The sequence below is a fragment of the Streptomyces sp. NPDC054834 genome (assembly GCF_053611185.1).
In genome coordinates this window covers 43,970-68,754 of the sequence record NZ_JBSGZV010000029.1, presented here as the reverse complement: position 1 = coordinate 68,754, position 24,785 = coordinate 43,970, and the positions used below count along the sequence as shown (strand labels likewise).

The following is a 24,785-nucleotide window of genomic DNA, read 5'->3' as shown; positions in this document are numbered from 1 at the left end:
AAACCCCGCCGCTGACGCAGGTCACCGGCGGGGCGTGGAGTCAGTTTTCGGTTGTCGCGAATCGCCCGTTCGGACGGCACCCGCAGGGTCAGATGCGGACGCCGAACTCGAACGTCATGTTGCTCATCGCCTCGTAGCGCACCACGGCACCGGTGTGCGGGGCGTGCAGCACCTGGCCGTTGCCCGCGTACAGGCCGACGTGGTGGAAGTCGCCGAAGAAGATGACCAGGTCGCCGACCTTGAGGTCCGCCTGGTTGTAGATCCGGGTGCCGGCATTGGCCTGCGCCTCGGAGGTACGCGGGATGGAGGCACCGGCCTGGGCGTAGGCCCAGGAGGTCAGGCCCGAGCAGTCGAAGGAGGACGGGCCGGTGGCGCCCCAGACGTAGGGCGAGCCGATCCTGCTCTGGGCGGCGGAGAACGCGGCGGCGGCAAGGCCGGAGCCGCTGGGGGTGTCGCCCAGGTCGACGCGCTCGGTGGAGGAGCGGCTGGCGCGCTCCTGCTCGGCGGCGAGCGCCGCCTTCTCCTTGGCGGTCAGGGTGTTGAGCAGCTTCTGCGCCTCGGCGAGCTTGTCCTGGGTTTCCTTCTTCTTCTTGCCCAGCTCGGTGCGGGTGGAGGCGAGGTCCTTGAGCTTCTCGGTGGCCTCGGCGCGCTCCTGGGCGAGTTCGCGCTGTTTGTCCTGGATCTTCTTCAGGGCCTCGACCTGCTGGCTGCTCAACTGGTCGAGCGTGGAGGCCTTGTCGAGGTAGTCGTCCGGATTGGAGGACAGGAGCAGCTGGAGCGAGGGGTCGATGCCGCCGGAGCGGTACTGGGCGGTGGCCATCGAACCCAGGCCGTCGCGCAGCTTGTTCAGGTCCTCCTGGCCGCGGGCGACGTTGTCCTGGATGGTGGAGATCTCCTTCTGGAGCTTCTCCTGCTTCTCCTTGGCCCCGTTGTACTTCTCGGTGGCCTGCTCCGCTTCCTCGTAGAGCTTGTCGACCTTCGCCTTGACCTCGCTCTTGCTCAGCTTCTCGCTGGGCGCGGCGTTGGCGGCGTTCGCGCTGAGCGCGACGGCGGCGGCTGCCGCGGTGGTCAGCACGGTGACACGCGTGCGACTGGGCTGCTTGGGTCGACGGTGGGACGCCACGACAGGCGAACTCCTTCTCGTGAGTGATCACCCGCTCGGAGGTTCGAGGCCAGACCCTAGTGACCCTCTTGTGATCAGATCAAATCCTCACACTAAAAAACCTCGTCACGCAATGCATTCTTTGCACTCAACCCACATGGAGTGAGACCCGGTTGACGCTACGTTGCGTGACGCTTCCGTCAATTCGGGCATTAAACCTCTACGTTGCCGTTTTCAGGACAGGCGCTTGAGAAGCACCGCAGAAGCCACCGGACGCGCGCCCGCCTTGGCGACTCCGTCGGCCACCTCGCGGTCGGTCGAGGCGACGATGACCGGGCGGCCGGGAGGCTCCGCGCGCACCAGCTGGCGGATGAGCTCGTCGGCCGTGACACCGGGCTTGGAGAACAGCACGCGCACCCCGCGCGGCGGCGCGAGCAGCACCGGCGCGGCCAGTTCGGCCCCGTCGAAGACACAGGTGACCTCGGCGCCGGTCTGGGCGGCGAGCTGGGAGAGCTGGCCGAGCAGCCGCAGGCGCTGCTTCTCCAGCGGCATCTGCGGATAGCCGGTCTTGGTGACGTTGTAGCCGTCGACCACCAAGTGCGCCTGGGGCAGGGCGAGAAGCTGGTCGAGGATGGCCGGGTCGTTCTCGGACAACGCACGCGCCGCGATGTCCTTCGGGGTCATTCGTCCCGGTTCGACGGCGTCCACCGTCTCCGCCGGCCGCACCGACACGGGCGGCAGGGCCAGCTCCCGGCGCAGCCCCTGGGTCGCGTCCAGAAGGGTGTCAAGGAGCAAGCGGACGCGCATGTCCTCGACACTGCGCCCCTCGCGCGCTGCTCTGCGCGTGGCCTCCAGCGCGGCCTCGGCCTCGCCCAGACGGGCCTTGAGCCGCCGGGTCTCGCTCTCCGCGGCGGACACCTGGGCGTGCCCCTCGGCGCGCACGGCCTCGATCTCGCGCTGCGTCTTGCGCAGCGCCGCCTCGCCGCGCTTGACGTCGCTGAGGGCGGCGCGGAGCTTACGGTGAAGCGATTCGGCTTCCTTCTTGGCCGCGTCCAGCTCGACGCGCAGCCGCTCGGTCTCGGCCCGGGTCTGCTCACGGGCCCGGTCGAGCTCCTCGCGCAGCCGCTCCAGTTCGGCGCGGCTCTCCTCGTCGGCGCGTTCGGCGTCCGCCCGCAGGGCCTCCTCGCCGGCCGCGGTCACCAGCTTCACCCAGCCGGTGGGGCGAAGTACATAGGCCGCGGCCGCCACATCGAGCGGGTCCGCGGCCGGGGGCGGGGAGCCTGAGTCGAGGGCGCCGGCGAGTTCCGGCTGGGCCTCTCTGAGCTTCTCGCCGATGCGCTGGCGGAACAGCGGCTCGGTCTCCAGGGCCGCCGCCATCGCGTTGCCCGCGAACTTGGCACGCCGATTGGGGGCGAAACGGGCATACTGCCTGAGCTGTGCGGGCAGTTCGGCCACCGTCAGCCCACCGAAACCGTCCGAGACGATCTGCACGACCCGCCGTCGCACGCCGTCGGGCAGCGGACGGTCAAGCACCTCGGCGGTGCCGTCGCCCGGCCCCCCGCCTGTGGTCTCCACCATCCGTCACACCCCACTACATGCGCGACCGCTCCGTTCAGGAGTCGGCGCCCGGCCTGTCCACGAGTTCCACCTGGTCCACCGCGTTGCACCAGCGGCAGCGCACCGACTCGATGGTCTCACTGACCACCTCGCGCTCCTCGACCTTCGGCTCACCGGCGAGGTCGAGGTGGACGTACTCCACGACCTTCGACGAGCGGGTCACGTCGAAGCGGGTGAGGTTGCCGCAGAGCGTGCAGCGCCACCGGGTCTGGTCGGTCGGCAGGGGAACCGGCATCGTGACTGTTCGCTTCCTTCTAGTGTCCGTGACGCGTCCTCTCCGCGACGCGTGTGGCTCGTAACCCTACGGCCTGGCGGGTACTCGCCGCCCGTCCGTCCACGGCGGCGAGGCGGTCTGTTCGCTTGCGTCCGGTTACGTCATGCTCTGTGTCCATGATCAGCAACTGGAGCGCGGCGGCCGGCGGGACCCTCAAGCGGGTCCGGCGCTCGCCGGCGCCGATGACGCACGCCCTGATCGTCCTGTGCTGCCTGCTCTTCCTGCTCGGGCCGGCGGCCGGACTGAATCCGGCGTACGGCTCCGGCGACGGACTGCTCGCCGCCCAGCGGGCCTACTTCCGGCACTGGGGCGTGATCCCCGCCGAGCTCTTCGGGGGCCCGGCCCGGGCGGTCCTCACCCCGGCCACGGCACTGTTCGTGCATGGCAGCTGGGTGCATCTGCTGGGCAACATGCTCTTCCTCTACGTCTTCGGGGCGATGACCGAGGAACGGATGGGCCGCGTGCAGTTCACCCTCTTCTACCTCGGCTGCGGCTACCTGGCGCTGCTCGGCTACGCCGCCGCCAACGCCACCTCCGAGCAGTCCCTGGTCGGGGCCTCGGGGGCGATCTCGGCGGTGCTCGGCGCGTTCCTCTACCTGTTCCCCGGTGCCCGCGTCACCAGTCTCCTCCCCTTTCTGTTCTTTCTCCCGCTGCGCTTCCCCGCCTGGGTCGTCCTGCCCTTCTGGGCGGCACTGCAATGGCTGGCGGCGCGCCGGGCCGCCCAGGGCCCGGGCGTGGCGTACCTGGCCCACCTGGTGGGCTTCGGGCTGGGCTTCGTCTTCGCGTGGGTGCTGTTCGGGCGGGCCACCAGGGCCTGCCCTAAAGTTGAGCCCGCCCCAGCTCCGGCCCCCGAGGGAGAGAACCAGCCGTGATCACCGCGATCGTGCTCATCAAGACCAGCGTGGACAGGATCCCCGAGATCGCGGAGCAGATCGCCGCGCTGGACAGCGTCAGCGAGGTCTTCTCCGTCACCGGCACCTACGACCTGATCGCCATGGTCCGGGTACGGCAGCACGAGAACCTGGCGGATGTCATCCCCGGCAAGATCAGCAAGATCCCCGGCGTGGAGGGCACCGACACGCACGTGGCGTTCCGTACCTACTCCCAGCACGACCTCGAGGCGGCCTTCGCGATCGGGCTGGACAACTAGACGGCAGGGACGCAACGGCCGTTCTCGGTGCGGTAGTTCCACTTCGCGCCGGCCCGCACGAGCTCCTGCACCGCGCCCACGAACCGCTCCACGTGCTCGTCCGGAGTGCCCGCGCCGAAGCTGACGCGGATGGCGTTGAGGGACTTCTCGCCGGGCGCGGCCTCGGGGGCGCCGCACTCGCCCTGGGCCTGCGGGTCGCTGCCGAGCAGGGTGCGCAGGAGCGGGTGGGCGCAGAACAGGCCGTCGCGGACGCCGATGCCGTACTCGGCGGAGAGGGCGGCGGCGAAGTGCGAGCTGTTCCAGCCCTCGACGACGAAGGAGATGACGCCGACGCGCGGGGCGTCGTCGCCGAAGAGGGAGAGGACCCGGACCTCGGGGACCTCGGCGAGGCCCGCGCGGACCTTCCCGATCAGGTACTCCTCCCGGGCGACCAGGGTGTCGAAGCCCGCCTCGGTGAGCGCCTTGCAGGCCGAGGCGATGGAGTAGGCGCCGATGACGTTCGGGGAGCCGGCCTCGTGGCGGGCGGCGCTGTCGTGCCACTCCACGTCCACTCCCCCGTCCGTGCGCCGGCTGACCTTGCGGCTGGCGCCGCCGCCCGCGAGGTACGGCTCGGCCGCGCGCAGCCAGTCCGCGCGGCCGGCCAGCACACCGGAGCCGAACGGGGCGTACAGCTTGTGCCCGGAGAAGGCGACCCAGTCGACGTCGAGGTCCCGGACGGACACCGGGTGGTGCGGGGCCAGCTGGGCGGCGTCCAGGACGATCCGGGCGCCGTGCGCGTGGGCGGCGGCGGCCAGCTCGCGGACCGGCCACAGCTCGCCGGTGACGTTCGAGGCGCCGGTGACGCACACCAGGGCCGGCCCGTACCCCCCTTCAATCGACACAGTGCGGTCGGCGAGGGCCCGCTCCAGCGTCTCGACGGCCTGCCGCGGGGTGCGCGGGGCGTTGAGGTAGGTGACCCGCGCGTCCTGCCAGGGCAGCAGCGAGGCGTGGTGCTCGGTCTCGAAGACGAAGACCTGGCAGTCGGCGGGGAGCGCGCGGGCGAGCAGGTTGAGGGAGTCCGTGGTGGACCGGGTGAAGACCACCTGGTCGTTCTCCCGGCAGTCGAGGAACTCGGCGACGGTCTTCCGGGCGTTCTCGAAGAGGTCGGTGGACAGCTGGGAGAGGTAACCGGCGCCCCGGTGCACGCTGCCGTAGTACGGGGCGTACGCGGCCACGTCGTCCCAGACCCGCTGGAGCGCGGGGGCGCTGGCCGCGTAGTCGAGCGCGGCGTAGGTGACCTCGCCGCCGGTGACGAGCGGCACGGTGACGTCCCGGCCCAGAACGGGCAGCGGGGCGCAGACGGACTGGTCGGCGGCAAGGGTGGAGACGGACATGGGTGTACTCCCGTGAAAGCAGGCGGAAATCGCCGACGCGAGCGAACGGGTGCTCGAGCGCCGACAGGGTGAAGGGGGTGTGCGGAGGCGGGGCTCGACGCCCCTAGGGCCGGCGGCCCTAGCGCATTCGCTTGCTCACGGAAGGCTCCCTCGACGACCAGGACCCCTGGTTTGCGAGGGGTCCGCGCTTGCCGCAGACCTCGCTGCCTGCGGCCTGGTCTTCACCCGGGGCACCCCGCCACGGACGGAGGGTTGCCGGACAGTCGGCCGGGGCCGAATGACTGTCACTCATGACCTGGAATGGAACGTACGCGAGCCGATCACCGGCCCGCAACTCGTGTCCGGATCCCGGGACGCCGCCCACGCGTCGGGGTCACCGGACGAAGTGGTGCCGATGCGAGCGCCGGGACCAGCGCACGCCGAACAGCACCAGGTCGACGGCCAGGACCACCACACCGATGATCAGGAGGTAGAACAACCCGTTCGCCGCCACGCCGATGAGTCCCAGCACGAGCGCCACGATGATCAGGAACAGGAAGAGCGCCATGGGTGACCACATCCTCCGACCGGGCCGGTCAGCCGCGCGCGAGACGGCGCCCGCGTTCGGCACCGGCCTCGTAGGGCCTGTCGTAGTGTTCGAAGATCTCGTGTTCCCGTTCGGCCGGCAGGACGTCGTCCATGCCGATCGACGGCGACTTCTTCACCTGCCCGCGGGGATGGGCCACCCGCACGTAACCGGGTCCGAGGGTCGCCTCGTCGAGAGGGACGAAGACGAGCCGGTGGCGTGTCGGCACCCCGGTGCGGACGGTGACCATGGCGGGCGTGTCGTCGGTGGTGTCCACGTAGACCGCTTCGAGGGCTCCGATCTTGCGGCCCCTGGGATCGATCACGTCGCGGTTGCGCCACTCGCGGATATCGGCTGAGTGGATCATGCCTCGCTCCTCGCGGCCCGCCCTCCCGGACACCGCAGGGGGAAGCGGAGCGGCCGCGGGAGAGCTACCACGTCTTCACTGTACTCCCGCGGCCGCTCGGGTCACGCGTTGCTCGCGGCCACCCAGCGGTCCAGGGTCCGTCTGGCCGAGCCGGTGTCGATCGACTCGGCCGCCTTGCGCATCCCGGCGCGGAGCTGCTCGGCCAGCGGCTCCTCCGTCGGGTCCAGGGCCACCAGGGCCGCCGCCGAGTTCAGCAGGACGGCGTCCCGTACGGGGCCCGTCTCCCCGTCGAGGAGCTTCAGGGCGACCTCGGCGTTGTACGACGGGTCACCGCCGCGCAGGGCCTCCACCGGCACCAGCTCGATGCCGACGTCGCGCGGGTCGAAGCGCTCCTCGGCGACCTTGCCGTCGCGCACGACCCAGACGTGGGACGTGGACGTCGTGGTCAGCTCGTCGAGGCCGTCGTCGCCGCGGAAGACCAGGGAGGAGTTGCCGCGTTCGGCCAGGACACCCGCGATCATCGGCGCCAGACGGGGGTCCGCGACGCCGACCGCCTGGGCCTTCACCTTCGCCGGGTTGGTCAGCGGCCCGAGGGCGTTGAAGACCGTCCGAATGCCCAGCTGGCCGCGGGCGGCGGCCACATGACGCAGCGCCGGGTGGAACTTCACCGCGAAGCAGAAGGTGATGCCCGCCTCCTCCGCCACCTCGGCCACCCGCTGTGGCGTCAGGTCCAGATTGACGCCCAGCTTCTCCAGGACGTCCGACGAGCCCGACGCCGAGGAGGCCGCCCGGTTGCCGTGCTTGACGACCTTCGCGCCCGTGCCGGCCACCACGAGCGCCGACATCGTGGAGATGTTCACCGTCTTCGCGCCGTCGCCGCCCGTGCCCACGATGTCGACCGTGCGGCCCGACACCTCGATCACATTGGCGTGCTCGTACATCGCCCGGACCACACCGGTGATCTCCTCGACGGTCTCGCCCTTGGCGCGCAGCGCCACCACGAAGCCGGCGATCTGCGCGTCGGTGGCCTCGCCGCGCATGATCTGGTCCATCGCCCAGGCCGTCGCGTCGGCGCTCTGGTCACGGCCGTACAGCAGGGCGTTCAGCACCTCGGGCCAGGAACGGCCCGCCGCGGTGTCGCCTCCAGCGGGGGTCACAGCGCTCATCAGCCGCTCCTGGTCGTCGTAGAAGAGTGTGTCGTCGTAGAAGAAGAGTGTGCTGCCACCCTATCCAGCCCGGGGCACGGCGAAGGGCCCCGTCCGAACACCGGACGGGGCCCTTCGCGCGTGGCGTGGCGTGCGCAGCGATCAGTGGTGGCCGTGGCCGCTCGTGATCTCCTTGTACTCCTCGACAGTCGGCTTCGGGATCTGGTTGTCGTCGCCGTAGTAGGCGTCGCTGAGCTTGGCGCGCAGCTTCTCGGAGCCCTTGATCTTCCGCTCGACGCCGTTCTCGTCGACCGTCGGGCCGATCTCGGCCGGCTTGTACTGGTTGTGGGCCGTGAGGGTGTGCAGCTGCTCCTGGCTGAGCGGCTCGTGGACCTCGATGAACTCACCGTGCGGCAGGCGCTTGATGATGCCGGTCTCGCGACCGTGCAGCACCTTGTCGCGGTCGCGGCGCTGGAGGCCGAGGCAGATCCGCTTGGTGATGATGAACGCGAGGACCGGTCCGGCGAAGAAGCCGATCCGGACGAACCAGGTGACCGCGTTGATCGACAGGTGGAAGTGGGTGGCCCACAGGTCGTTGCCACCGCCGACCAGACCGATCATGTACACGGTGACCCAGGCGACACCGAACCCGGTACGGGTCGGGGCGTTGCGCGGGCGGTCCAGGATGTGGTGCTCGCTCTTGTCGCCGGTGACCCAGGACTCGATGAACGGGTAGAGCGCGATCGCCGCCAGCACGAGGCCGAAGAGGACCAGCGGGATGAACACGCCCAGGACGAGCGTGTGACCCCAGAGGTTGATCTCCCAGCCCGGCATGTAACGGACGAGACCCTCGGCGAAGCCCATGTACCAGTCGGGCTGGGCGCCGGTGGACACCTGGTCCGGACGGTAGGGGCCCATGGCCCAGATCGGGTTGATCTGGGCGACCGCCGCGATGGCCGCGATGACACCGAAGACCAGGAAGAAGAAGCCTCCGGCCTTGGCCATGTAGACCGGCAGCAGCGGCATGCCGACGACGTTCTTGTTGCTCTTGCCGGGACCCGCGAACTGCGTGTGCTTGTGGTAGAAGACCAGGATCAGGTGGCCGACGACCAGGCCGAGCATGATGCCCGGCAGCAGCAGGATGTGGATCGAGTAGAACCGGGCCACGAAGTCGTGGCCGGGGAACTCGCCGCCGAAGAGGAAGAACGAGATGTACGTGCCGACGATCGGCATGGACAGGATCGCGCCCTCGGTGAAGCGGACACCGGTGCCGGAGAGCAGGTCGTCCGGGAGCGAGTAACCGGTGAAGCCGGTGAACATGCCCAGGACGAACAGCAGGAAGCCGAACAGCCAGTTGATCTCACGCGGCTTGCGGAACGCGCCGGTGAAGAAGACGCGCATCATGTGCACGAACATGCCGGCCAGGAAGATCAGCGCGGCCCAGTGGTGGATCTGCCGGATGAGCAGACCACCGCGCACGTCGAAGGAGATGTGCAGGGTCGAGCTGAACGCCTCGCTCATCAGCTGTCCCTGGAGCGGGACGTAGCTGCCGTGGTACTCCACCTCGTTCATCGACGGGTGGAAGAACAGCGTCAGGTACACACCCGTGAGGATGATGATGAGGAAGCTGTAGAGGCAGACCTCGCCCAACATGAACGACCAGTGGTCGGGGAAGATCTTGCGCATGTTGGCCTTGGCCAGGGAGTAGATCCCGAGCCGGCCGTCGGCCCAGTCGGCGACGCGCTCGCCGGCCGGTGCCTTCCCGCGGGGGCGGGGCTGTTCGTTGGCTGAAGTACTCATCCGCGCTCCCAGAATGCAGGACCGACGGGCTCCTCGAAGTCGCCGAGCGCCTGGAGGTAACCGTCTCCGTTCACGCCGATGCGGAGCTGGGGCAGGGCGTGACCGGCGGGGCCGAAGATCACTCGGGCACCGTCGGAGAGGTCGAAGGTGGACTGGTGGCACGGGCACAGCACGTGGTGCGTCTGCTGCTCGTACAGCGAGATCGGGCAACCGACGTGGGTGCAGATCTTCGAGTACGCGACGATGCCCTCGTGCGACCACTCGAGCTCGCGCTTGTCCTTGATGTTGTCCGGCTGGAGCCGGATGATCATCAGGGCCGCCTTGGCGATCTCGTTCTGGAAATCCTCCTGTGCCTCCTCCAGGCCCTCGGGCTTGGCGAAGGTCAGCGAGCCGACCTGGACGTCCTCGGGGCGCAGCGGCTGGTTGGTGTTCATGTTGACCAGCAGCTTGCCCTTGGACCACAGCGTGTGGCGGAGCTTGGTCTCGGGCAGCGGGCCGAGGTCGCGCAGCAGGACGACGCCGGAGAGCGGCACCAGGGTGAGCGCGCCGAGCATCGTGTTGCGGATCAGCTTGCGGCGGCCGAGCGCCGACTCCTTGGCGCCCTGCTTGAAGTCCGCGTGGACCTTCGCCCGGACCTCGGGCGGGGCCGCGATCGGGTGACGCTCGTCGGCGACCTCCACGTCGGACATCAGGGTGCGGGCCCAGTGGACCGCGCCCGCGCCGATGCAGAACAGCGCCGTGCCGAGGCACAGGCCCAGCGCGAAGTTGAGCGCGCTGACGTGGCCGATCGGGAAGACGAAGATCGACTTGTCGGCCGGCACCGTCACGTACGAGGCGATGAAGCCGATGGTGGCCAGCATCGACACCGTGAACAGCAGGGCGACCACGCGCTCGGACCGCCTGGCGGCCCGCTCGTCGATGTCCTGGATCCGGTGCTCGTGCGGCGGCAGCCCCGGGTCGGCGAACGGGTTCTTCTCGTCCGCGACGTCTACGGCGCCGTGCGTGGTGTCCTGCTCGGCGGGCAGGTTCTCTTCTGGAATGTCTTGGCTACTCATGACTTCTTGGCCTTTGCGGTCCGAGCGGCGACCCAGACGGCGACCGCGACAAGTGCGCCGAGACCGAAGATCCACGCGAACAGACCCTCGCTGACCGGCCCGAGGCCGCCCAGCTCCAGACCGCCGGGGTTCGTCGTCTCATCGCCGTTGACCGCGTGCAGGTACGCGATGATGTCCTTCTTATTCTTCTCCGACATCGTGGTGTCGGGGAAGGACGGCATGTTCTGCGGGCCGGTCTGCATGGCCTCGTAGATGTGCTTCGGGTCGACGCCGTCCAGGGACGGGGCGAACTTGCCCTTGGTCAGCGCACCACCCTTGCCGGTGAAGTTGTGGCACTGCGCGCAGTTGGTGCGGAACAGCTCGCCGCCCTTGGCGATGTCGCCGTCGCTCGGGTTGTACTGCTCCGAGGTCGGCACGTTCGGGCCGGCGCCCAGGGAGGCGATGAACGCCGCCAGCTGGTCGATCTGGGCCTGGGTGTAGATGTTCTTCTTCTTCGGGACCTGCGCGCCCTGGGAGGTGGCGGCCGGCATACGGCCGGTGCCGACCTGGAAGTCGACGGCCGCGGCGCCAACGCCCACCAGGCTCGGCCCGTCGGAGGAGCCCTGGCCACCGGTGCCGTGGCAGCTGGCGCAACCGACCTCGTAGAGCTTCTTGCCCTCTTCGATGGTCAGGGACTGGGAGGACTCATCGGCCTGCGCCTTGCTCGCGGGCGCGAACGCGGCGTACAGCCCCCCAGTGGCCGCCAGCGCGAGGAGTAGGACGACGACCGCCGCCAGCGGATGGCGTCGTCGTGCGGAGAGCTTTTTCACGGATTACCCCGGTGTCAGGATCTTCTGCGTCGATGCTTCTGGATGTTCGGGAGCGGTCCCGGCTACTTGATCAGGTAGATCGTGGCGAAGAGGCCGATCCAGACGACATCGACGAAGTGCCAGTAGTAGGACACGACGATCGCGGCGGTGGCCTGCTCGTGCGTGAACCTCTTCGCCGCGTAGGTGCGGCCGAGGACCAGCAGGAAGGCGATGAGACCGCCCGTCACGTGCAGGCCGTGGAAGCCGGTGGTCAGGTAGAACACCGAGCCGTACGGGTCGGAGGAGAGCGAGAGCCCGTCCTTCTTCACCAGCTCGGTGTACTCGAAGATCTGGCCGCCGATGAAGATCGCACCCATCACGAACGTGACGATGAACCAGCCCCGGAGCTTCTTCACATCACCGCGCTCGGCCGCGAACACGCCGAGCTGGCAGGTGAGGGAGGAGAGCACCAGGATCGTGGTGTTCGTCGCCGAGAACGGAAGGTTCAGGCTGGACGCCATCTCCTTCCAGTGATCGGGACCCGTCACCGATCGCAGGGTGAAGTACATCGCGAAGAGGGCCGCGAAGAACATCAGCTCGGAACTCAGCCAGATGATGGTTCCGACGCTGGTGAGGTTCGGCCGGTTGACCGACGGGTGCGCGTGCCCGGTTTCTACTGTCGTTGCTGTCGCCACGACCGACATTATGTCGGTCGCTTATCTCGCCCTCACTCCGGGGGGTGCCGTTCGGAGTGTTCGCAGGGTGTGCAGTGCCCGTATGGCCCATCAAGCGGTCTTTCGGAGTCGTGTCCGCACCAGTGTTGACAGGGTGTCCGAGGGGGTAGCATCCGCCGCATCGGTCCTGTTCGTACGACGGCGTACGCCCTGTGTATCGGAGGAACCATGCAGCCGACCGCCACGGTGCTGGTCTACAGCGACAACTCCAACACCCGAGAGCAGGTCCGGCTCGCCACCGGACGCCGGCCGGCTCCGGACGCACCCGTGGTGGAGTTCGTGGAATGCGCGACGCCTGCGGCGGTGATCGCGGAGCTGGACAAGGGCGGCATCGACGTCTGCGTCCTGGACGGTGAGGCCGTGCCCATGGGGGGCATGGGGGTATGCCGGCAGATCAAGGACGAGATCTTCAACTGCCCGCCGGTGCTGCTGTTGATGGGGCGGCCGCAGGACGCCTGGCTGGCGACATGGAGCCGGGCCGACGCGGCGGTGACCCTGCCTGTCGACCCGGTGGAGTTCGCCGCGGCGCTGGCCTCCCTGCTGCGGAAGAGGAAGCTGCTGAGCGCCTGACGGCTCGGGGCGCGGCCGAGCCGCGCCCCTGCGCTGTGACCCTCACACCGCCGTCGGCCGGAGTCTCAGCGCGTCCTGCGGGGCCGGGCCGTCGGGCTTGCCGTTGGTCAGGGCGCTGCCGGTGCGCCACTTGTTCCAGCCGACGTTCCAGTCGCCGAAGCCGTTGTCGAAGGGCTCCATCGTGTGGCCGGCCGAGTTGACGACCTTGACGATGTCGCCCGGGTGGATGGTGTCGAAGAACCACTCCGCGTTGGGCGTGCTCATGCCCGTGCAGCCGTGGCTGACGTTCGCGTAGCCCTGCGAGCCGACGGACCAGGGGGCGGCGTGCACGTACTCGCCGGACCAGGTGACACGGGTGGCGTAGTAGACCGGCAGGTCGTAGGAGTCGGAGGTGCCCTCGGCGATGCCGACGGTGCTGCCGCGCATGCGTACGAACTGCTGCTTCTCCAGTACGACCTTGACGCCGTTGCGGGTCTCGAAGCCGGGCTTTCCGGTGGTGACGGGGATCTCGTTGATCACCGCGCCGTTCTTGTAGACCGTCATCTCGTGGGACGACGCGTCCGTGACGGCCTCGATCCGGTCGCCGATGGTCAACGTCAGGGGCTTGGCGGTGCCGCCCCAGAGGCGGTCGCTGATCCTCACGCCTTCCAGGTTGCTGTGCACCTGGACGGTGGCGTGCGCGGGCCAGTACTCCTTGGGACGGTAGTGGAGTTCCTTGGCGTTCACCCAGTACCAGGAGCCGGCCACGGCCGGGATGGAGTCGACCCTGAGGGCGCGCTCCACGATGGCCCGCTGCGCCTTGTCCTTGACCTCTTGGTTCAGCTTCGCCGTGACGGGCTGGCCGACGCCGTACGCGCCCGCGCCGGGCCCGAAGGTGACGTCCAGGCGCTTGGTGGTCCTGGGCAGGCTGGTGTCGAAGGTGAAGGTCCGGCGGCCGGGCGCCCCGTCCTCGTCCTCCGTGCTGATCCGCACCGTGTAGTGGGCGTTCGCGGCCAGTGGGGCGGTGCTGTGCCAGCGGCTGCCGTCGGCGGCGAGTTCGCCCGCCACATAGCGTCCCGTGGCGTCCACGGCGGTGACGTCGGTGATGCGCCCGTCGTCCTCTGCGGTGACCTCGATGGGCTTGTCCGGGTCGGCCTTCTTCCCGTCGCCGGTGAGGCCGCTGAAGGAGATCTGGTCCGCCGCGTCGTACGGCTTGTCCGCCAGGGGGCTGCCGTCCGATCCGCAGGCGGTGACGCCCGCGCCGAGGGCGGCCATCAGCAGGGCGCAGCTGACGACGGTGCGGGTGCGCGGAGAGATGCTCATGAGCTCACGCTAAGGAGCCTCGCCGACCCGGGCGCGCTGGGTGTAGCGGACGGGGGAAGGGCCCTGCGGGAACGACGGAAGCCCGGACCTCCTGGCGGAGTGTCCGGGCTTCCGGTGCGCTCGGCGGGCGCTACGGCGTGTGCGTACTACTGGGTGCGGTTCTCACCGTGGTAGTACTCGAAGACCCAGCCGAACAGGCCGATCATGATGATCGGTGCCGCGAAGTAGATCAGCCACCAGCCGACCGCGATGCTGAGGAAGGCGATCGCACCGCCGGTGCCGAGCATGAGCGGCTGCCAGCTGTGCGGGCTGAAGAAGCCCAGCTCGCCCGCGTCGTCCGCGACATCGGCCTCCTTGTTGTCCTGGGCACCCGCGTCGACCCGCCGGGCGGTGAAGCCCAGGTAGAAGCCGATCATGATGCACAGGCCGAAGGCCAGGAAGAGCGCCGTGGTACCGGCCGGCTCCTTCGACCACACGCCGTACACGACGGCCATGATCAGGACGAAGAAGCTCAGCCAGATGAACATCCGGCCCTGGATCTTCACTTGCCGGCCTCCTTGCTGCCCGCGATGGCGCTGCTGCTGCCGTGGCCGGCGTGCTCGAGCTGCTCAAGAGCGGCGATCTCGGGGTGGTGCAGGTCGAACGCCGGGGATTCGCTGCGGATCCGCGGCAGGGTGAGGAAGTTGTGGCGCGGCGGCGGGCAGGAGGTCGCCCACTCGAGCGAACGGCCGTAGCCCCACGGGTCGTCGACGCCGACCGGCTTGCCGTACTTGGCCGTCTTCCACACGTTGTAGAGGAACGGCAGGATCGACAGGCCGAGCACGAACGAGCTGATGGTCGAGACCGTGTTCAGGGCGGTGAAGCCGTCGGCAGCCAGGTAGTCCGCGTACCGGCGCGGCATGCCCTCGGCGCCCAGCCAGTGCTGGACCAGGAAGGTGCCGTGGAAGCCGATGAACAGCGTCCAGAAGGTGATCTTGCCGAGGCGCTCGTCCAGCATCTTGCCGGTGAACTTCGGCCACCAGAAGTGGAATCCGGAGAACATCGCGAAGACGACGGTGCCGAAGACGACGTAGTGGAAGTGCGCCACCACGAAGTACGAGTCCGAGACGTGGAAGTCCATCGGCGGCGAGGCCAGGATGACACCGGTCAGACCACCGAACGTGAAGGTGATCAGGAAGCCGGTCGCCCACAGCATCGGGGTCTCGAAGCTCAGCGAGCCCTTCCACATGGTGCCGATCCAGTTGAAGAACTTCACACCGGTCGGGACCGCGATCAGGAAGGTCATGAAGGAGAAGAACGGCAGGAGCACGCCACCGGTGACGTACATGTGGTGCGCCCACACCGTCACGGACAGACCGGCGATCGAGATGGTCGCGGCGATCAGGCCCATGTAGCCGAACATCGGCTTGCGGCTGAAGACCGGGATGACCTCGGAAATGATGCCGAAGAACGGTAGCGCGATGATGTACACCTCTGGATGGCCGAAGAACCAGAAGAGGTGTTGCCACAGTAGTGATCCGCCGTTGGCGGCGTCGAAGACGTGGGCACCGAACTTGCGGTCCGCCTCCAGGGCGAACAGCGCGGCGGCCAGGACCGGGAAGGCCAGCAGGACCAGGACACCGGTCAGCAGCACGTTCCAGGTGAAGATCGGCATGCGGAACATGGTCATGCCGGGCGCGCGCATGCAGATGATCGTGGTGATGAAGTTGACCGAGCCGAGGATCGTGCCGAAGCCGGAGAAGGCCAGACCCATGATCCACATGTCGGCGCCGACACCGGGGCTGCGGATGGCGTCCGACAGCGGGGCGTAGGCGAACCAGCCGAAGTCGGCCGCACCCTGCGGGGTGAGGAAGCCGGCCACCGCGATCAGCGAGCCGAACAGGTACAGCCAGTAGGCGAACATGTTCAGCCGCGGGAACGCCACGTCGGGCGCGCCGATCTGGAGCGGCATGATCCAGTTCGTGAAACCGGCGAACAGCGGCGTCGCGAACATCAGCAGCATGATCGTGCCGTGCATCGTGAACGCCTGGTTGAACTGCTCGTTCGACATGAACTGAAGGCCCGGCCGGGCCAGCTCGGCGCGCATGAGCAGCGCCATGACGCCGCCGATGAGGAAGAACGCGAACGAGGTGACGAGGTAGAGCGTGCCGATCGTCTTGTGGTCGGTGGTCGTCAGCCACTTCACCATGACGTTGCCGGGTTGCTTGCGCCTTACCGGCAGCTCGTTCTCGTAAGAGTCAGCCGCCGCGGCACCCTGGGGTTCGTTGAGGATGCTCACAGGTTGTTCGTCTCCCGGTTCTTCTCGTGGCTCGTCTGCGCGATGCCGGCGGGAATGTAACCGGTCTGCCCCTTCTTGACGAGGTCCTTGAGGTGCTTCTCGTAGGCCGCCGGGGAGACGACCTTCACGTTGAACAGCATCCGGGAGTGGTCGACGCCGCAGAGCTCGGCGCACTTGCCCCTGAAGGTGCCGTACGCGTTGGGAGTCACCTGGAAGGCGTTGGTGTGGCCCGGGATGACGTCCTGCTTCATCAGGAACGGCAGCACCCAGAAGGAGTGGATGACGTCACGCGAGGTGAGGACGAAGCGGACCGTCTTGCCCTTGGGCAGCCACAGCGTCGGCCCCGGGTTGCCGGTCTCCGGGTTCCGCGTGCCGGGCGTGCCGACGTCGTAGACACCGCCGGCGTTCGCCGGGAAGTCGGTCTTGAACCGGTCCGGGATCGCGTTCAGCTGCGGGTCGGTCTTGGCGTTGCCGGTGGAACCGGGCACGTTCTCGACGTAGTTGAAGCCCCAGCTCCACTGGAAGCCGACGACGTTGATGGTGACGTCGGGCTTCTTGGAGAGGTCGAGGAGCTTCGACTCGTCCCGGGCCGTGAAGTAGAAGAGCACCGAGATGATGATGATCGGTACCACCGTGTACAGCGCCTCGATCGGCATGTTGTACCGGGTCTGCGGAGGTACCTCGACCTTGGTGCGGCTGCGCCGGTGGAACATGGCGCTCCACAGGATCAGGCCCCACACCAGCACGCCGACGGCGAGCGCGGCAGCCCAGGAGCCCTGCCACAGGGAGAGGATCCGCGGAGCCTCTTCCGTGGTCGGGGTGGGCATGCCAAGGCGGGGGAAGTCCTTGTATGTGCAACCGGTTGCGGTCGCCAGGACCAGGCCCGCGGTCATTGCCTGCAGCAGCTTCCGCCGCATCGGGCGCCGCGGCGAGCGGTCGGAGCCGTTGGGACTCACGTAGCGCCTTCCCGAGAGTCTCGCCCGCGCTGGTTGGCTGCGGCCTTCTCGCTGGTCGGTCGCCGCCCTGCGTCGGGCAGGGGTTTGATGTTTATGCGGACCAAACCCTACTGGACGCCTTCCGGCGGGTCGCGGGGAGGGGGGCATACGCGCCGCGGGTCGGCCCGAAGGGGTGGATCAGCTGGGCTTCGGGCGCCGAACAGCTCGGGTTTCCTGGGGTTTCGTTCGCGAGTGCGGGTGCCTTGTGGTTGCTCGCGCCCACGCGGCGGAGCCGCATGTCGACACAGCCCCGCGCCCCTTGGGCGCGCTGCTCTGCACGGCGTTTAACGTTGGCGTGTGGCCTACTTCGATGCTGCTTCTGGTGCTCCTCTTCATTCCGTTGCCCGGCAGGCCCTGGTGGCTTCGCTCGATGAAGGGTGGGCCGATCCCGCGCGGTTGTACCGGGAGGGGCGGCGGGCGCGGATGTTGCTCGACGTGGCTCGGGAGGCGGCTGCCGAGGCTGTCGGGTGCCGGGTGGACGAACTGACGTTCACCTCTTCCGGGACCCGGGCCGTGCACAGCGGGATCGCGGGGGCGCTGGCGGGGCGACGGCGGGTCGGACGTCACCTGATCGTGTCATCCGTCGAGCACTCCTCGGTTCTCCATTCGGCGGACACGCACGAAGCGGACGGCGGCACGGTCACGCAGGTCGCCGTGAGCCGTAATGGCGCGGTGACCGCCGACTCGTACGGGGCCGCCCTCCGGCCCGACACCGCGCTCGCCTGTCTCCAGTCGGCGAACCACGAGGTGGGGACCGTGCAGCCGGTGGCGGAGGTGGCCGAGGTGTGCCGGGCGGCCGGGGTGCCGCTGCTGGTGGACGCGGCGCAGTCGCTGGGGTGGGGGCGGGTCGAGGGGGACTGGTCGCTGCTGACGGCGAGTGCGCACAAGTGGGGCGGGCCGTCGGGGGTCGGGCTGCTGGTGGTCCGCAAGGGGGTGCGGTTCGCGCCGCAAGGGCCGGTGGACGAGCGGGAGTCGGGGCGGGCGTCCGGCTTCGAGAACCTCCCGGCGATCGTGGCCGCGGTGGCCTCGCTGCGGGCGGTGCGGGCGGAGGCCGCCGAGGAGGCGGCACGGCTGCGGGAGCTGACGCGGCGGATCCGCGCGGGGGTGCGGGAGTCGGTGCCGGACGTGGAGGTGGTGGGCGATCCGGAGCGGCGGCTGCCCGGGATCGTCACCTTCTCCTGTCTCTACGTCGACGGGGAGACCCTGCTGCACGAGTTGGACCGGGCCGGCTTCTCCGTCTCGTCCGGTTCGTCCTGTACGAGCAGCACGCTGACGCCCAGCCATGTGCTCAAGGCGATGGGGGTGCTGAGCGAGGGCAACGTCCGGGTGTCGCTGCCGCCGGGCACCGCGCAGGACGACGTCGAGCGGTTCCTGTCGGTGCTGCCGGGCGTGGTGGCGGGGGTGCGGGAGAAGCTCGGCGCGCCGGTGCCCGCCGCGGCGGCCGTACGGCCGGACGAGGTGGTCGTCGACTCGCTCGGCAAGCGCTGCCCGATCCCGGTCATCGAGCTGGCGAAGGTCATCGGGGACGTGCCGGTGGGCGGCACGGTCCGGGTCCTGTCCGACGACGAGGCGGCCCGGCTGGACATCCCGGCGTGGTGCGAGATGCGCGGGCAGGAGTACGCCGGCGAGGAGCCGGCGGACCACGGTTCGGCGTACGTGGTCCGCCGCATCGCCTGACTACGCGAGGTGCTGCTGGACCTCGGCGGCGGCCTCGTGGCCGTAGGCCTTGGTGAAGCGGTCCATGAAGTGGGCGCGGCGCAGCTGGTACTCCTGGGTGCCGACCGTCTCGATGACGAGGGTCGCCAGCATGCAGCCGACCTGGGCGGCGCGCTCGTGGGAGACGCCCCAGGCGAGGCCGGAGAGGAAGCCGGCGCGGAAGGCGTCGCCGACGCCGGTGGGGTCGGCCTTGCGCTCCTCCTCCGGGCAGCCGACCTCGACCGGGTCCTCACCGGCCCGTTCGATGCGGACGCCCTGCGAGCCGAGCGTGGTGACCCGGTGGCCGACCTTGGCGAGGATCTCCTCGTCGGTCCAGCCCGTCTTGGACTCGATGAGGCCCTTCTCGTACTCGTTGGAGAACAGGTACGTCGCCCCGTCCAGCAGTATCCGGATCTCCTCGCCGTCCATGCGGGCGATCTGCTGGGAGAAGTCGGCGGCGAACGGGATGTTCCGCGAGCGGCACTCCTCGGTGTGGCGGAGCATCGCCTCGGGGTCGTCTGCGCCGATCAGGACCAGGTCCAGGCCGTCGACGCGGTCGGCGACGGTCTTGAGCTCGATCAGCCGGGCCTCGCTCATGGCGCCGGTGTAGAAGGAACCGATCTGGTTGTGGTCGGTGTCGGTGGTGCACACGAAGCGGGCGGTGTGCAGGGTCTCGGAGATGCGCACCGACTCGGTGTCCACGCCGTGCCGCTCCAGCCAGGCGCGGTACTCGTCGAAGTCGAAGCCGGCGGCGCCGACCAGGACGGGCCGGGTGCCGAGCTGTCCCATGCCGAAGGCGATGTTCGCGCCGACGCCGCCACGGCGGACGTCGAGGTTGTCGACCAGGAAGGAGAGGGAGACCGTGTGCAGCTGGTCCGCGACCAGCTGGTCGGCGAAGCGGCCGGGGAAGGTCATGAGGTGGTCGGTGGCGATGGAGCCGGTGACTGCGATGCGCACGGCGAGGATTCTCCTGAGGGAGGCGGTTTGACAGTTCACGCTACCCGGTCCGGTCGTTCACGCCACCTGTTCCGGCCGAGGTGCGGGAGCGGGAAAACTACCGGATAGTAGATCTTTATCCGCTGACCTCACATGCTTACGGTGCCGCTATGACGAACCTCAAGGTCCACGCCCCCGTTCCGGCCGACCTCGACGGCGACCTGGCGTCGCTGCGCGGTGACTGCGCCAGGATGGCTCCGCACTGGGCGGTGGCGGACCGGGACTCCTCCGTTCCCGTGCCCCCGTCGCTGATCCACGGCGTGACCGTCCCCGTTGCCTCCGCGCGGCTGCTCGACGCCATGTCGGACTACGGCGACTGATTCATCCGGTCCGTTCGAGGGAACCGCTCGCTCACCCGCCGCGTCCCATCGCCGTCCCCCGTGGAGGGGATGCGGGATACGACCCAGCAAGGAGCGATGCGGTGAACACCGAGCGACCCGACAACGACGACGCGGCCGCGGGCACCGGCGGGGGAGCCTCGGCGGAGAACCGGATTCCGGAGCCTGGGGGCCCGGCCGGGCATGAGGCCGAGGAGGAGGCCGCGCCCGAGGCGGCAGCCGCAGCGGAGCCGGAAGCCTCGCCCGAGCCGGAGGCCGCACCCGAGCAGGCGGAAGCCGTGTCCGAGCAGCCGGAGGCCGTGTCCGAAGCGGTGGCGGAGCCGGAGCCCGATTCCGTGCCCGAGCCGGAAGCCGCGCCCCAGCTGGAGTCCTCCCCCGAGCCGGAAGCCGCGGCCGAGCCTGCGGTCGAGCCCGCGGTCGTGGCCGAGCTGTCCGACGACGAGGTTCCCCGGGACCACGGCGAGGCCGATGACGAACGGCCCGCCCGCCGCCGCTCCCCCGCTGTCATCGCCTCCGTCGCCGCGGCCGTGCTGCTGGTCGGTGGCGGTGGGGCGTACCTCGCCGCGACCGCGAACGGCGCCTCGGGCGGCGGTACGGGGTCCGCGGCCTCCGGCGGCACTCCCCCGCCCCTCACCCTGGACGGCTCCTCGGAGGGCATCGCGCCAGGTGAGCCCAACCCGTACGGCGTCACGTACAAGGCCGCCGGCACCCTGCCCGACGGCCCCGCCTCGGCGCCGGTGTACCGGGCCGGCGGCGAGGTCACCAAGGACGAGGTGGCCCGGCTGGCGAAGGCGCTGGACGTCGACGGCACTCCGGTGGCCGAGGGGCAGACCTGGCGGGTCGGCGCCGGGAAGGACGGGTCCGGGCCGAGTCTTCAGGTCAACAAGGAGGCGCCGGGCACCTGGACGTTCAGCCGGTACGCGCCCGGCACCGACAACTGCAAGAAGATCACCGTCTGCACGCAGGACCCCGCCAATCCGGCCACCGACGGGGTGAGCGAGTCGGCCGCGAAGAAGGCGGCGGCGCCGGTGCTGAAGGCGGTCGGCCAGGACGACGCCAAGGTGGACGCGAGCCAGGTCATGGGCGCCCAGCGGGTGGTGAACGCCGACCCTGTGGTGGGCGGGCTGCCCACCTACGGCTGGACGACCGGCCTGACCGTCGACAAGCAGGGCCAGGTGATCGGCGGCCACGGTGAGCTGAAGGCTCCGGTGAAGGGGGACACGTATCCCGTCCTGGGCGCCGAGAAGGCGCTGAGCTTGCTGAACGCGGCGCCCGGGACCGACCACCGGATGGGCATCGGCGGTTGCGCCGCTCCCGTACCGCAGAAGGACCGGCTGGAGCAGCCGTGCGGGTCGGTGTCGGGGTCGGCCGTGCCGACGCCGACGCGGGAGACGGTCACCGTGCGGAAGGCGGTGTTCGGGCTGGCCGCGCACTCCGTCGACGGCCGGCAGGCACTGGTTCCGTCCTGGCTCTTCCAGACGCGGGGGACGGGGAACGCCCTCACGGTGACGTACCCGGCCGTCGACCCGAAGTACCTGGCGTCGCCGGATACCACGCAGTCGGGCACGCAGTCGGGCGCGCCGTCGGGCACGTCGTCGGCGTCACCGGCCGAGAAGCCCGTGACGGTGACCGGCTACAGCGTCGCGGGCGACGACCTGACCGTGGCGTTCGAGGGCGGGGTGTGCGCCGACTACAAGGCGTCGGCCGCCGAGGACTCCGGCAAGGTGACCGTCACGGTGACCGAGAAGCCCTGGCCGAACAAGATCTGCGTGCTGATCGCGAAGGTCTACCACCGGACCGTGCACCTGGACCAGCCGCTCGGCGACCGGAAGGTGGTCGGCTCGGACGGCCAGGAGATCCCGAAGGAGCGGCCGGGCGCACGCCTGCCGAAGTCGTCGTCCTCATTGACTCGCTGAGTCCCCGGACGCGCGAAGGCGGCGGCCCCGTCGGAGGGGGCCGCCGCCTTCGTGTTGTGCGCTGTGTGCGTCGCGCGGCTCAGCTGAAGGAGTCGCCGCAGGCGCAGGAGCCCGTCGCGTTCGGGTTGTCGATCGTGAAGCCCTGCTTCTCGATCGTGTCCACGAAGTCGACGGTGGCGCCGCCCAGGTACGGGGCGCTCATCCGGTCGGTGACCACCTTGACGCCGCCGAAGTCCTTCTCGACGTCGCCGTCGAGCGAGCGCTCGTCGAAGAAGAGCTGGTAGCGCAGGCCGGAGCAGCCACCGGGCTGGACGGCGACGCGCAGGGCGAGGTCGTCACGGCCTTCCTGGTCGAGCAGGGCCTTGACCTTCGCCGCGGCGGCGTCGGTCAGGATGATGCCGTCGGTGACGGTGCTGGTCTCGTCCGATACGGACATCTACATCTCTCCCGGGTTGTACGGAGACTGCTTGCCGACGGTTGCAACCGGCGGGGCCGCGGATTCATTCCGGGCCGAGCGTTCGTCTTGTCGTTCCCTTCTCATGCTCGCACATGCGGTTGGAAGCGGAAAACGCCTCACCGGCGCCTCATCGGGATTCACGTCACATCGACGCAATGACCATCGTCAAAGTGACGTGAAGCAGGTTATGATAGATAGCGTCAGTTCGACGAAAAGTAGAGAAGACCAGAAAGGGTGCGTGCCGTGACCACCGCCCAGACCCCGGAGCTCGACGTACAGCCGTCTCCGCTCGCCCTGCTGCTGCTCGGCCGTGAGGCCGACCCGAAGAGCGAGCGGGGCGTCGAGTGTCCCGGTGACCTGCCCTCGCCGTCCGACCCCGACCTGGTCGAGCGCGCCCGCGCGGCCAAGGCGAAGCTCGGCGACAAGGTCTTCGTGCTCGGCCACCACTACCAGCGCGACGAGGTCATCCAGTTCGCCGATGTCACGGGCGACTCCTTCAAGCTGGCCCGGGACGCGGCCGCGCGCCCGGAGGCCGAGTACATCGTCTTCTGCGGTGTGCACTTCATGGCAGAGTCGGCCGACATCCTCACCTCCGACGACCAGAAGGTCGTCCTGCCCGACCTCGCCGCCGGCTGCTCCATGGCCGACATGGCGACGGCCGAGCAGGTCGCGGAGTGCTGGGACGTCCTGACGGAGGCCGGCATCGCCGAGCAGGTGGTGCCCGTCTCGTACATGAACTCCTCCGCGGACATCAAGGCGTTCACCGGCAAGCACGGCGGCACCATCTGCACGTCGTCGAACGCGAAGCGGGCCCTGGACTGGGCCTTCGAGCAGGGCGAAAAGGTCCTGTTCCTGCCGGACCAGCACCTCGGCCGCAACACCGCCGTCCGCGACATGGGCATGTCCCTGGACGACTGCGTGGTCTACAACCCGCACAAGCCGAACGGCGGACTGACCGCCGACGAGCTGCGCGCCGCCAAGATGATCCTGTGGCGCGGCCACTGCTCGGTCCACGGCCGCTTCAGCCTCGACTCGGTGAACGACGTGCGCACCCGCATCCCCGGCGTCAACGTCCTGGTCCACCCCGAGTGCAAGCACGAGGTCGTGGCCGCGGCCGACTACGTCGGCTCGACGGAGTACATCATCAAGGCCCTGGAGGCCGCCCCGGCCGGCTCCAAGTGGGCCATCGGCACGGAGCTGAACCTGGTCCGCCGCCTGGCGAACCGTTTCGCGCCCGAGGGCAAGGAGATCGTCTTCCTCGACAAGACGGTCTGCTTCTGCTCGACCATGAACCGCATCGACCTCCCCCACCTGGTCTGGGCCCTGGAGTCCCTCGCCGAGGGCAACCTCGTCAACCGCATCGAGGTCGACGAGGAGACGGAGGCCTTCGCGAAGCTGGCACTGGAGCGGATGCTGGCGCTGCCGTAAACCCCGGCTGCTTCCCCATGTTGGGAGATGCCCCTTCCTGGGCGGAAGGGGCATCTTTTCGTACCTGGGTCACTACGCTGGTCTCCTTACGGCACGTGCACGCACGGGGGCGGGACGGCAACGCAGCGTGGCCCGGTCGGCGATCTGGTGGTCGTGGTTCCGGGGATCATGGGAAGCCGCTTGGCGGACGCCGACGGGAACGAGGTGTGGGGGGGCGTCGGGCTCGGCACTCGTCCGGGGGATCCGGACGCTGGGCGCCTCCGTGAAGGACCTGGCTCTGCCGCCGGGCCTGCTGGACGACCACCCGGATGACGGCATACGCCCGAATTGCCTGATGCGCGTCGTGCACGGCCTGCCGGGGCTGTCCCCACTGGTGGAGGGCTACACCGACCTGCTCGGCTGGCTGGAGCAGCACTTCACCCTGCGTCGCCGGTCGCCGGACGAGGACCCGGAGGTGCCGGCGAATCTGGTCGCCCTCCCCTACGACTGGCGCCTGTCCTGCCGCTACAACGCCGAGCGGCTGGGCGACCCTGCTGACACTGGCCGGCGGCTCAACGGTGACTTACGAAGAGGGCGTTGACGCCGGTCACCTCTACGAGGACTCGGAAGCGGCCATGAAGTGGCGGCGGCAGTATGAAGTACTGCGTGCCAACGCTCTCTCGCTACCCGAGTCAGTGCAGCTGATCCGTAAGGCGATGGAGGACTACAGAACATGCGACAGAGATCACCGAGGACTTCCCCGGCCTCGTCCCCGTCCGCGACAGCAAGACCCCCCAAGGCCCCGTACTCGTCGTCCCAGCCCTCGCCTGGGACGCGTTCGTCGCCTCGCTCAAGCGGTAA

The 24,785-nt window shown here is 69.3% G+C and carries 25 protein-coding genes, 2 pseudogenes and 1 riboswitch; of the genes and pseudogenes, 10 read left to right on the top strand and 17 right to left on the bottom strand.

The window, feature by feature from the left end; genetic code table 11:
- Positions 1-88: 88 nt before the first annotated feature.
- From ACWGJM_RS31750 to ACWGJM_RS31740, 3 genes are all read right to left on the bottom strand, one after another.
- A complete protein-coding gene (locus tag ACWGJM_RS31750; RefSeq protein ID WP_453415180.1) occupies positions 89-1,123 on the bottom strand; it encodes an NlpC/P60 family protein in 1,035 nt (344 codons plus the stop codon).
- 213 nt (positions 1,124-1,336) lie between these two features.
- Positions 1,337-2,680 carry an NYN domain-containing protein gene (locus tag ACWGJM_RS31745; protein WP_453415179.1) on the bottom strand — a complete coding sequence of 448 codons (1,344 nt, stop codon included), beginning with the start codon at positions 2,678-2,680 and terminating at the stop codon, positions 1,337-1,339.
- A 34-nt stretch (positions 2,681-2,714) separates the two neighbouring features.
- The gene (locus ACWGJM_RS31740) at positions 2,715-2,954 is read right to left on the bottom strand and encodes a hypothetical protein (protein WP_453415178.1); all 240 of its coding nucleotides are present in this window, start codon (positions 2,952-2,954) and stop codon (positions 2,715-2,717) included.
- 155 nt (positions 2,955-3,109) lie between these two features.
- Between ACWGJM_RS31740 and ACWGJM_RS31735 the strand changes: the two genes are divergently transcribed.
- A complete protein-coding gene (locus ACWGJM_RS31735) occupies positions 3,110-3,865 on the top strand; it encodes a rhomboid family intramembrane serine protease (protein ID WP_453415177.1) in 756 nt (251 codons plus the stop codon).
- Entirely contained in the window at positions 3,862-4,143 is a 282-nt protein-coding gene (locus tag ACWGJM_RS31730) for an Lrp/AsnC family transcriptional regulator (protein ID WP_361437510.1), read from the top strand. Before ACWGJM_RS31735 ends, ACWGJM_RS31730 begins: the two co-directional genes overlap by 4 nt.
- Here the strand turns inward: ACWGJM_RS31730 and ACWGJM_RS31725 are convergent.
- From ACWGJM_RS31725 to ctaE, 8 genes are all read right to left on the bottom strand, one after another.
- Positions 4,140-5,516, bottom strand: a complete 1,377-nt coding sequence (locus ACWGJM_RS31725; RefSeq protein ID WP_453415176.1) for an aminotransferase class V-fold PLP-dependent enzyme — start codon at positions 5,514-5,516, stop codon at positions 4,140-4,142. The two genes, ACWGJM_RS31730 and ACWGJM_RS31725, sit on opposite strands and share 4 nt — an antisense overlap.
- A 179-nt stretch (positions 5,517-5,695) precedes the next feature.
- Positions 5,696-5,812, bottom strand: a riboswitch (SAM riboswitch).
- A 77-nt stretch (positions 5,813-5,889) separates the two neighbouring features.
- Positions 5,890-6,063: a hypothetical protein gene (locus tag ACWGJM_RS31720; RefSeq protein ID WP_453415175.1), complete on the bottom strand. Its 174-nt coding sequence runs from the start codon at positions 6,061-6,063 to the stop codon at positions 5,890-5,892.
- A 28-nt stretch (positions 6,064-6,091) separates the two neighbouring features.
- Positions 6,092-6,448 carry a PRC-barrel domain-containing protein gene (locus tag ACWGJM_RS31715; RefSeq protein ID WP_453415174.1) on the bottom strand — a complete coding sequence of 119 codons (357 nt, stop codon included), beginning with the start codon at positions 6,446-6,448 and terminating at the stop codon, positions 6,092-6,094.
- Positions 6,449-6,549: 101 nt separating this feature from the next.
- Positions 6,550-7,614: an anthranilate phosphoribosyltransferase gene (trpD, locus tag ACWGJM_RS31710; protein WP_453415173.1), complete on the bottom strand. Its 1,065-nt coding sequence runs from the start codon at positions 7,612-7,614 to the stop codon at positions 6,550-6,552.
- A gap of 141 nt (positions 7,615-7,755) precedes the next feature.
- Positions 7,756-9,393: a cytochrome bc1 complex cytochrome b subunit gene (qcrB, locus tag ACWGJM_RS31705; RefSeq protein ID WP_453415172.1), complete on the bottom strand. Its 1,638-nt coding sequence runs from the start codon at positions 9,391-9,393 to the stop codon at positions 7,756-7,758.
- The gene (qcrA, locus tag ACWGJM_RS31700; protein ID WP_453415171.1) at positions 9,390-10,448 is read right to left on the bottom strand and encodes a cytochrome bc1 complex Rieske iron-sulfur subunit; all 1,059 of its coding nucleotides are present in this window, start codon (positions 10,446-10,448) and stop codon (positions 9,390-9,392) included. Before qcrA ends, qcrB begins: the two co-directional genes overlap by 4 nt.
- On the bottom strand, positions 10,445-11,257 hold the full coding sequence (gene qcrC, locus ACWGJM_RS31695; protein WP_453415170.1) for a cytochrome bc1 complex diheme cytochrome c subunit: 813 nt from the start codon (positions 11,255-11,257) through the stop codon (positions 10,445-10,447). Before qcrC ends, qcrA begins: the two co-directional genes overlap by 4 nt.
- Positions 11,258-11,319: 62 nt before the next feature.
- Positions 11,320-11,940 carry an aa3-type cytochrome oxidase subunit III gene (gene ctaE / locus ACWGJM_RS31690; protein WP_132850863.1) on the bottom strand — a complete coding sequence of 207 codons (621 nt, stop codon included), beginning with the start codon at positions 11,938-11,940 and terminating at the stop codon, positions 11,320-11,322.
- 198 nt (positions 11,941-12,138) lie between these two features.
- On the opposite strand from ctaE, the gene ACWGJM_RS31685 reads away from it, so the two are divergent.
- On the top strand, positions 12,139-12,540 hold the full coding sequence (locus ACWGJM_RS31685; RefSeq protein WP_453415169.1) for a hypothetical protein: 402 nt from the start codon (positions 12,139-12,141) through the stop codon (positions 12,538-12,540).
- A gap of 42 nt (positions 12,541-12,582) precedes the next feature.
- Here ACWGJM_RS31685 and ACWGJM_RS31680 read toward each other — a convergent pair whose 3' ends face one another.
- The 4 genes from ACWGJM_RS31680 to ctaC all read right to left on the bottom strand — a co-directional run bounded on the left by ACWGJM_RS31680 (position 12,583) and on the right by ctaC (position 17,076).
- The gene (locus tag ACWGJM_RS31680; RefSeq protein WP_453415168.1) at positions 12,583-13,842 is read right to left on the bottom strand and encodes an Ig-like domain-containing protein; all 1,260 of its coding nucleotides are present in this window, start codon (positions 13,840-13,842) and stop codon (positions 12,583-12,585) included.
- A 146-nt stretch (positions 13,843-13,988) separates the two neighbouring features.
- Complete coding sequence (locus ACWGJM_RS31675) at positions 13,989-14,387, bottom strand: cytochrome c oxidase subunit 4 (protein ID WP_361816501.1); 399 nt, start codon at positions 14,385-14,387, stop codon at positions 13,989-13,991.
- Positions 14,384-16,120 carry an aa3-type cytochrome oxidase subunit I gene (gene ctaD, locus ACWGJM_RS31670; RefSeq protein ID WP_453415167.1) on the bottom strand — a complete coding sequence of 579 codons (1,737 nt, stop codon included), beginning with the start codon at positions 16,118-16,120 and terminating at the stop codon, positions 14,384-14,386. Before ctaD ends, ACWGJM_RS31675 begins: the two co-directional genes overlap by 4 nt.
- Positions 16,117-17,076: an aa3-type cytochrome oxidase subunit II gene (gene ctaC, locus ACWGJM_RS31665; RefSeq protein ID WP_453415166.1), complete on the bottom strand. Its 960-nt coding sequence runs from the start codon at positions 17,074-17,076 to the stop codon at positions 16,117-16,119. Before ctaC ends, ctaD begins: the two co-directional genes overlap by 4 nt.
- A gap of 336 nt (positions 17,077-17,412) precedes the next feature.
- On the opposite strand from ctaC, the gene ACWGJM_RS31660 reads away from it, so the two are divergent.
- On the top strand, positions 17,413-18,792 hold the full coding sequence (locus tag ACWGJM_RS31660; RefSeq protein WP_453415165.1) for an aminotransferase class V-fold PLP-dependent enzyme: 1,380 nt from the start codon (positions 17,413-17,415) through the stop codon (positions 18,790-18,792).
- Here ACWGJM_RS31660 and ACWGJM_RS31655 read toward each other — a convergent pair whose 3' ends face one another.
- On the bottom strand, positions 18,793-19,767 hold the full coding sequence (locus ACWGJM_RS31655; RefSeq protein WP_453415164.1) for a carbohydrate kinase family protein: 975 nt from the start codon (positions 19,765-19,767) through the stop codon (positions 18,793-18,795).
- A gap of 149 nt (positions 19,768-19,916) precedes the next feature.
- On the opposite strand from ACWGJM_RS31655, the gene ACWGJM_RS31650 reads away from it, so the two are divergent.
- Together ACWGJM_RS31650 and ACWGJM_RS31645 are read left to right on the top strand one after the other, a co-directional pair.
- The gene (locus ACWGJM_RS31650) at positions 19,917-20,126 is read left to right on the top strand and encodes a hypothetical protein (protein WP_390735093.1); all 210 of its coding nucleotides are present in this window, start codon (positions 19,917-19,919) and stop codon (positions 20,124-20,126) included.
- A 101-nt stretch (positions 20,127-20,227) separates the two neighbouring features.
- Complete coding sequence (locus ACWGJM_RS31645; RefSeq protein WP_453415163.1) at positions 20,228-22,060, top strand: hypothetical protein; 1,833 nt, start codon at positions 20,228-20,230, stop codon at positions 22,058-22,060.
- A 79-nt stretch (positions 22,061-22,139) separates the two neighbouring features.
- On the opposite strand, the gene ACWGJM_RS31640 is transcribed toward ACWGJM_RS31645, so the two are convergent.
- Entirely contained in the window at positions 22,140-22,496 is a 357-nt protein-coding gene (locus tag ACWGJM_RS31640; protein ID WP_076089244.1) for an iron-sulfur cluster assembly accessory protein, read from the bottom strand.
- Between the two features lie 264 nt (positions 22,497-22,760).
- On the opposite strand from ACWGJM_RS31640, the gene nadA reads away from it, so the two are divergent.
- From nadA to ACWGJM_RS31620, 4 genes and pseudogenes are all read left to right on the top strand, one after another.
- Complete coding sequence (gene nadA, locus ACWGJM_RS31635; RefSeq protein WP_453415162.1) at positions 22,761-23,945, top strand: quinolinate synthase NadA; 1,185 nt, start codon at positions 22,761-22,763, stop codon at positions 23,943-23,945.
- 262 nt (positions 23,946-24,207) lie between these two features.
- On the top strand, positions 24,208-24,525 hold the full coding sequence (locus ACWGJM_RS31630) for a hypothetical protein (RefSeq protein ID WP_453415161.1): 318 nt from the start codon (positions 24,208-24,210) through the stop codon (positions 24,523-24,525).
- Positions 24,503-24,577, top strand: a pseudogene (locus ACWGJM_RS31625) (hypothetical protein); the annotation flags it as partial. The gene ACWGJM_RS31630 and the pseudogene ACWGJM_RS31625, both read left to right, overlap by 23 nt.
- 82 nt (positions 24,578-24,659) lie before the next feature.
- Positions 24,660-24,785: pseudogene (locus ACWGJM_RS31620) on the top strand (DUF397 domain-containing protein); the annotation flags it as partial.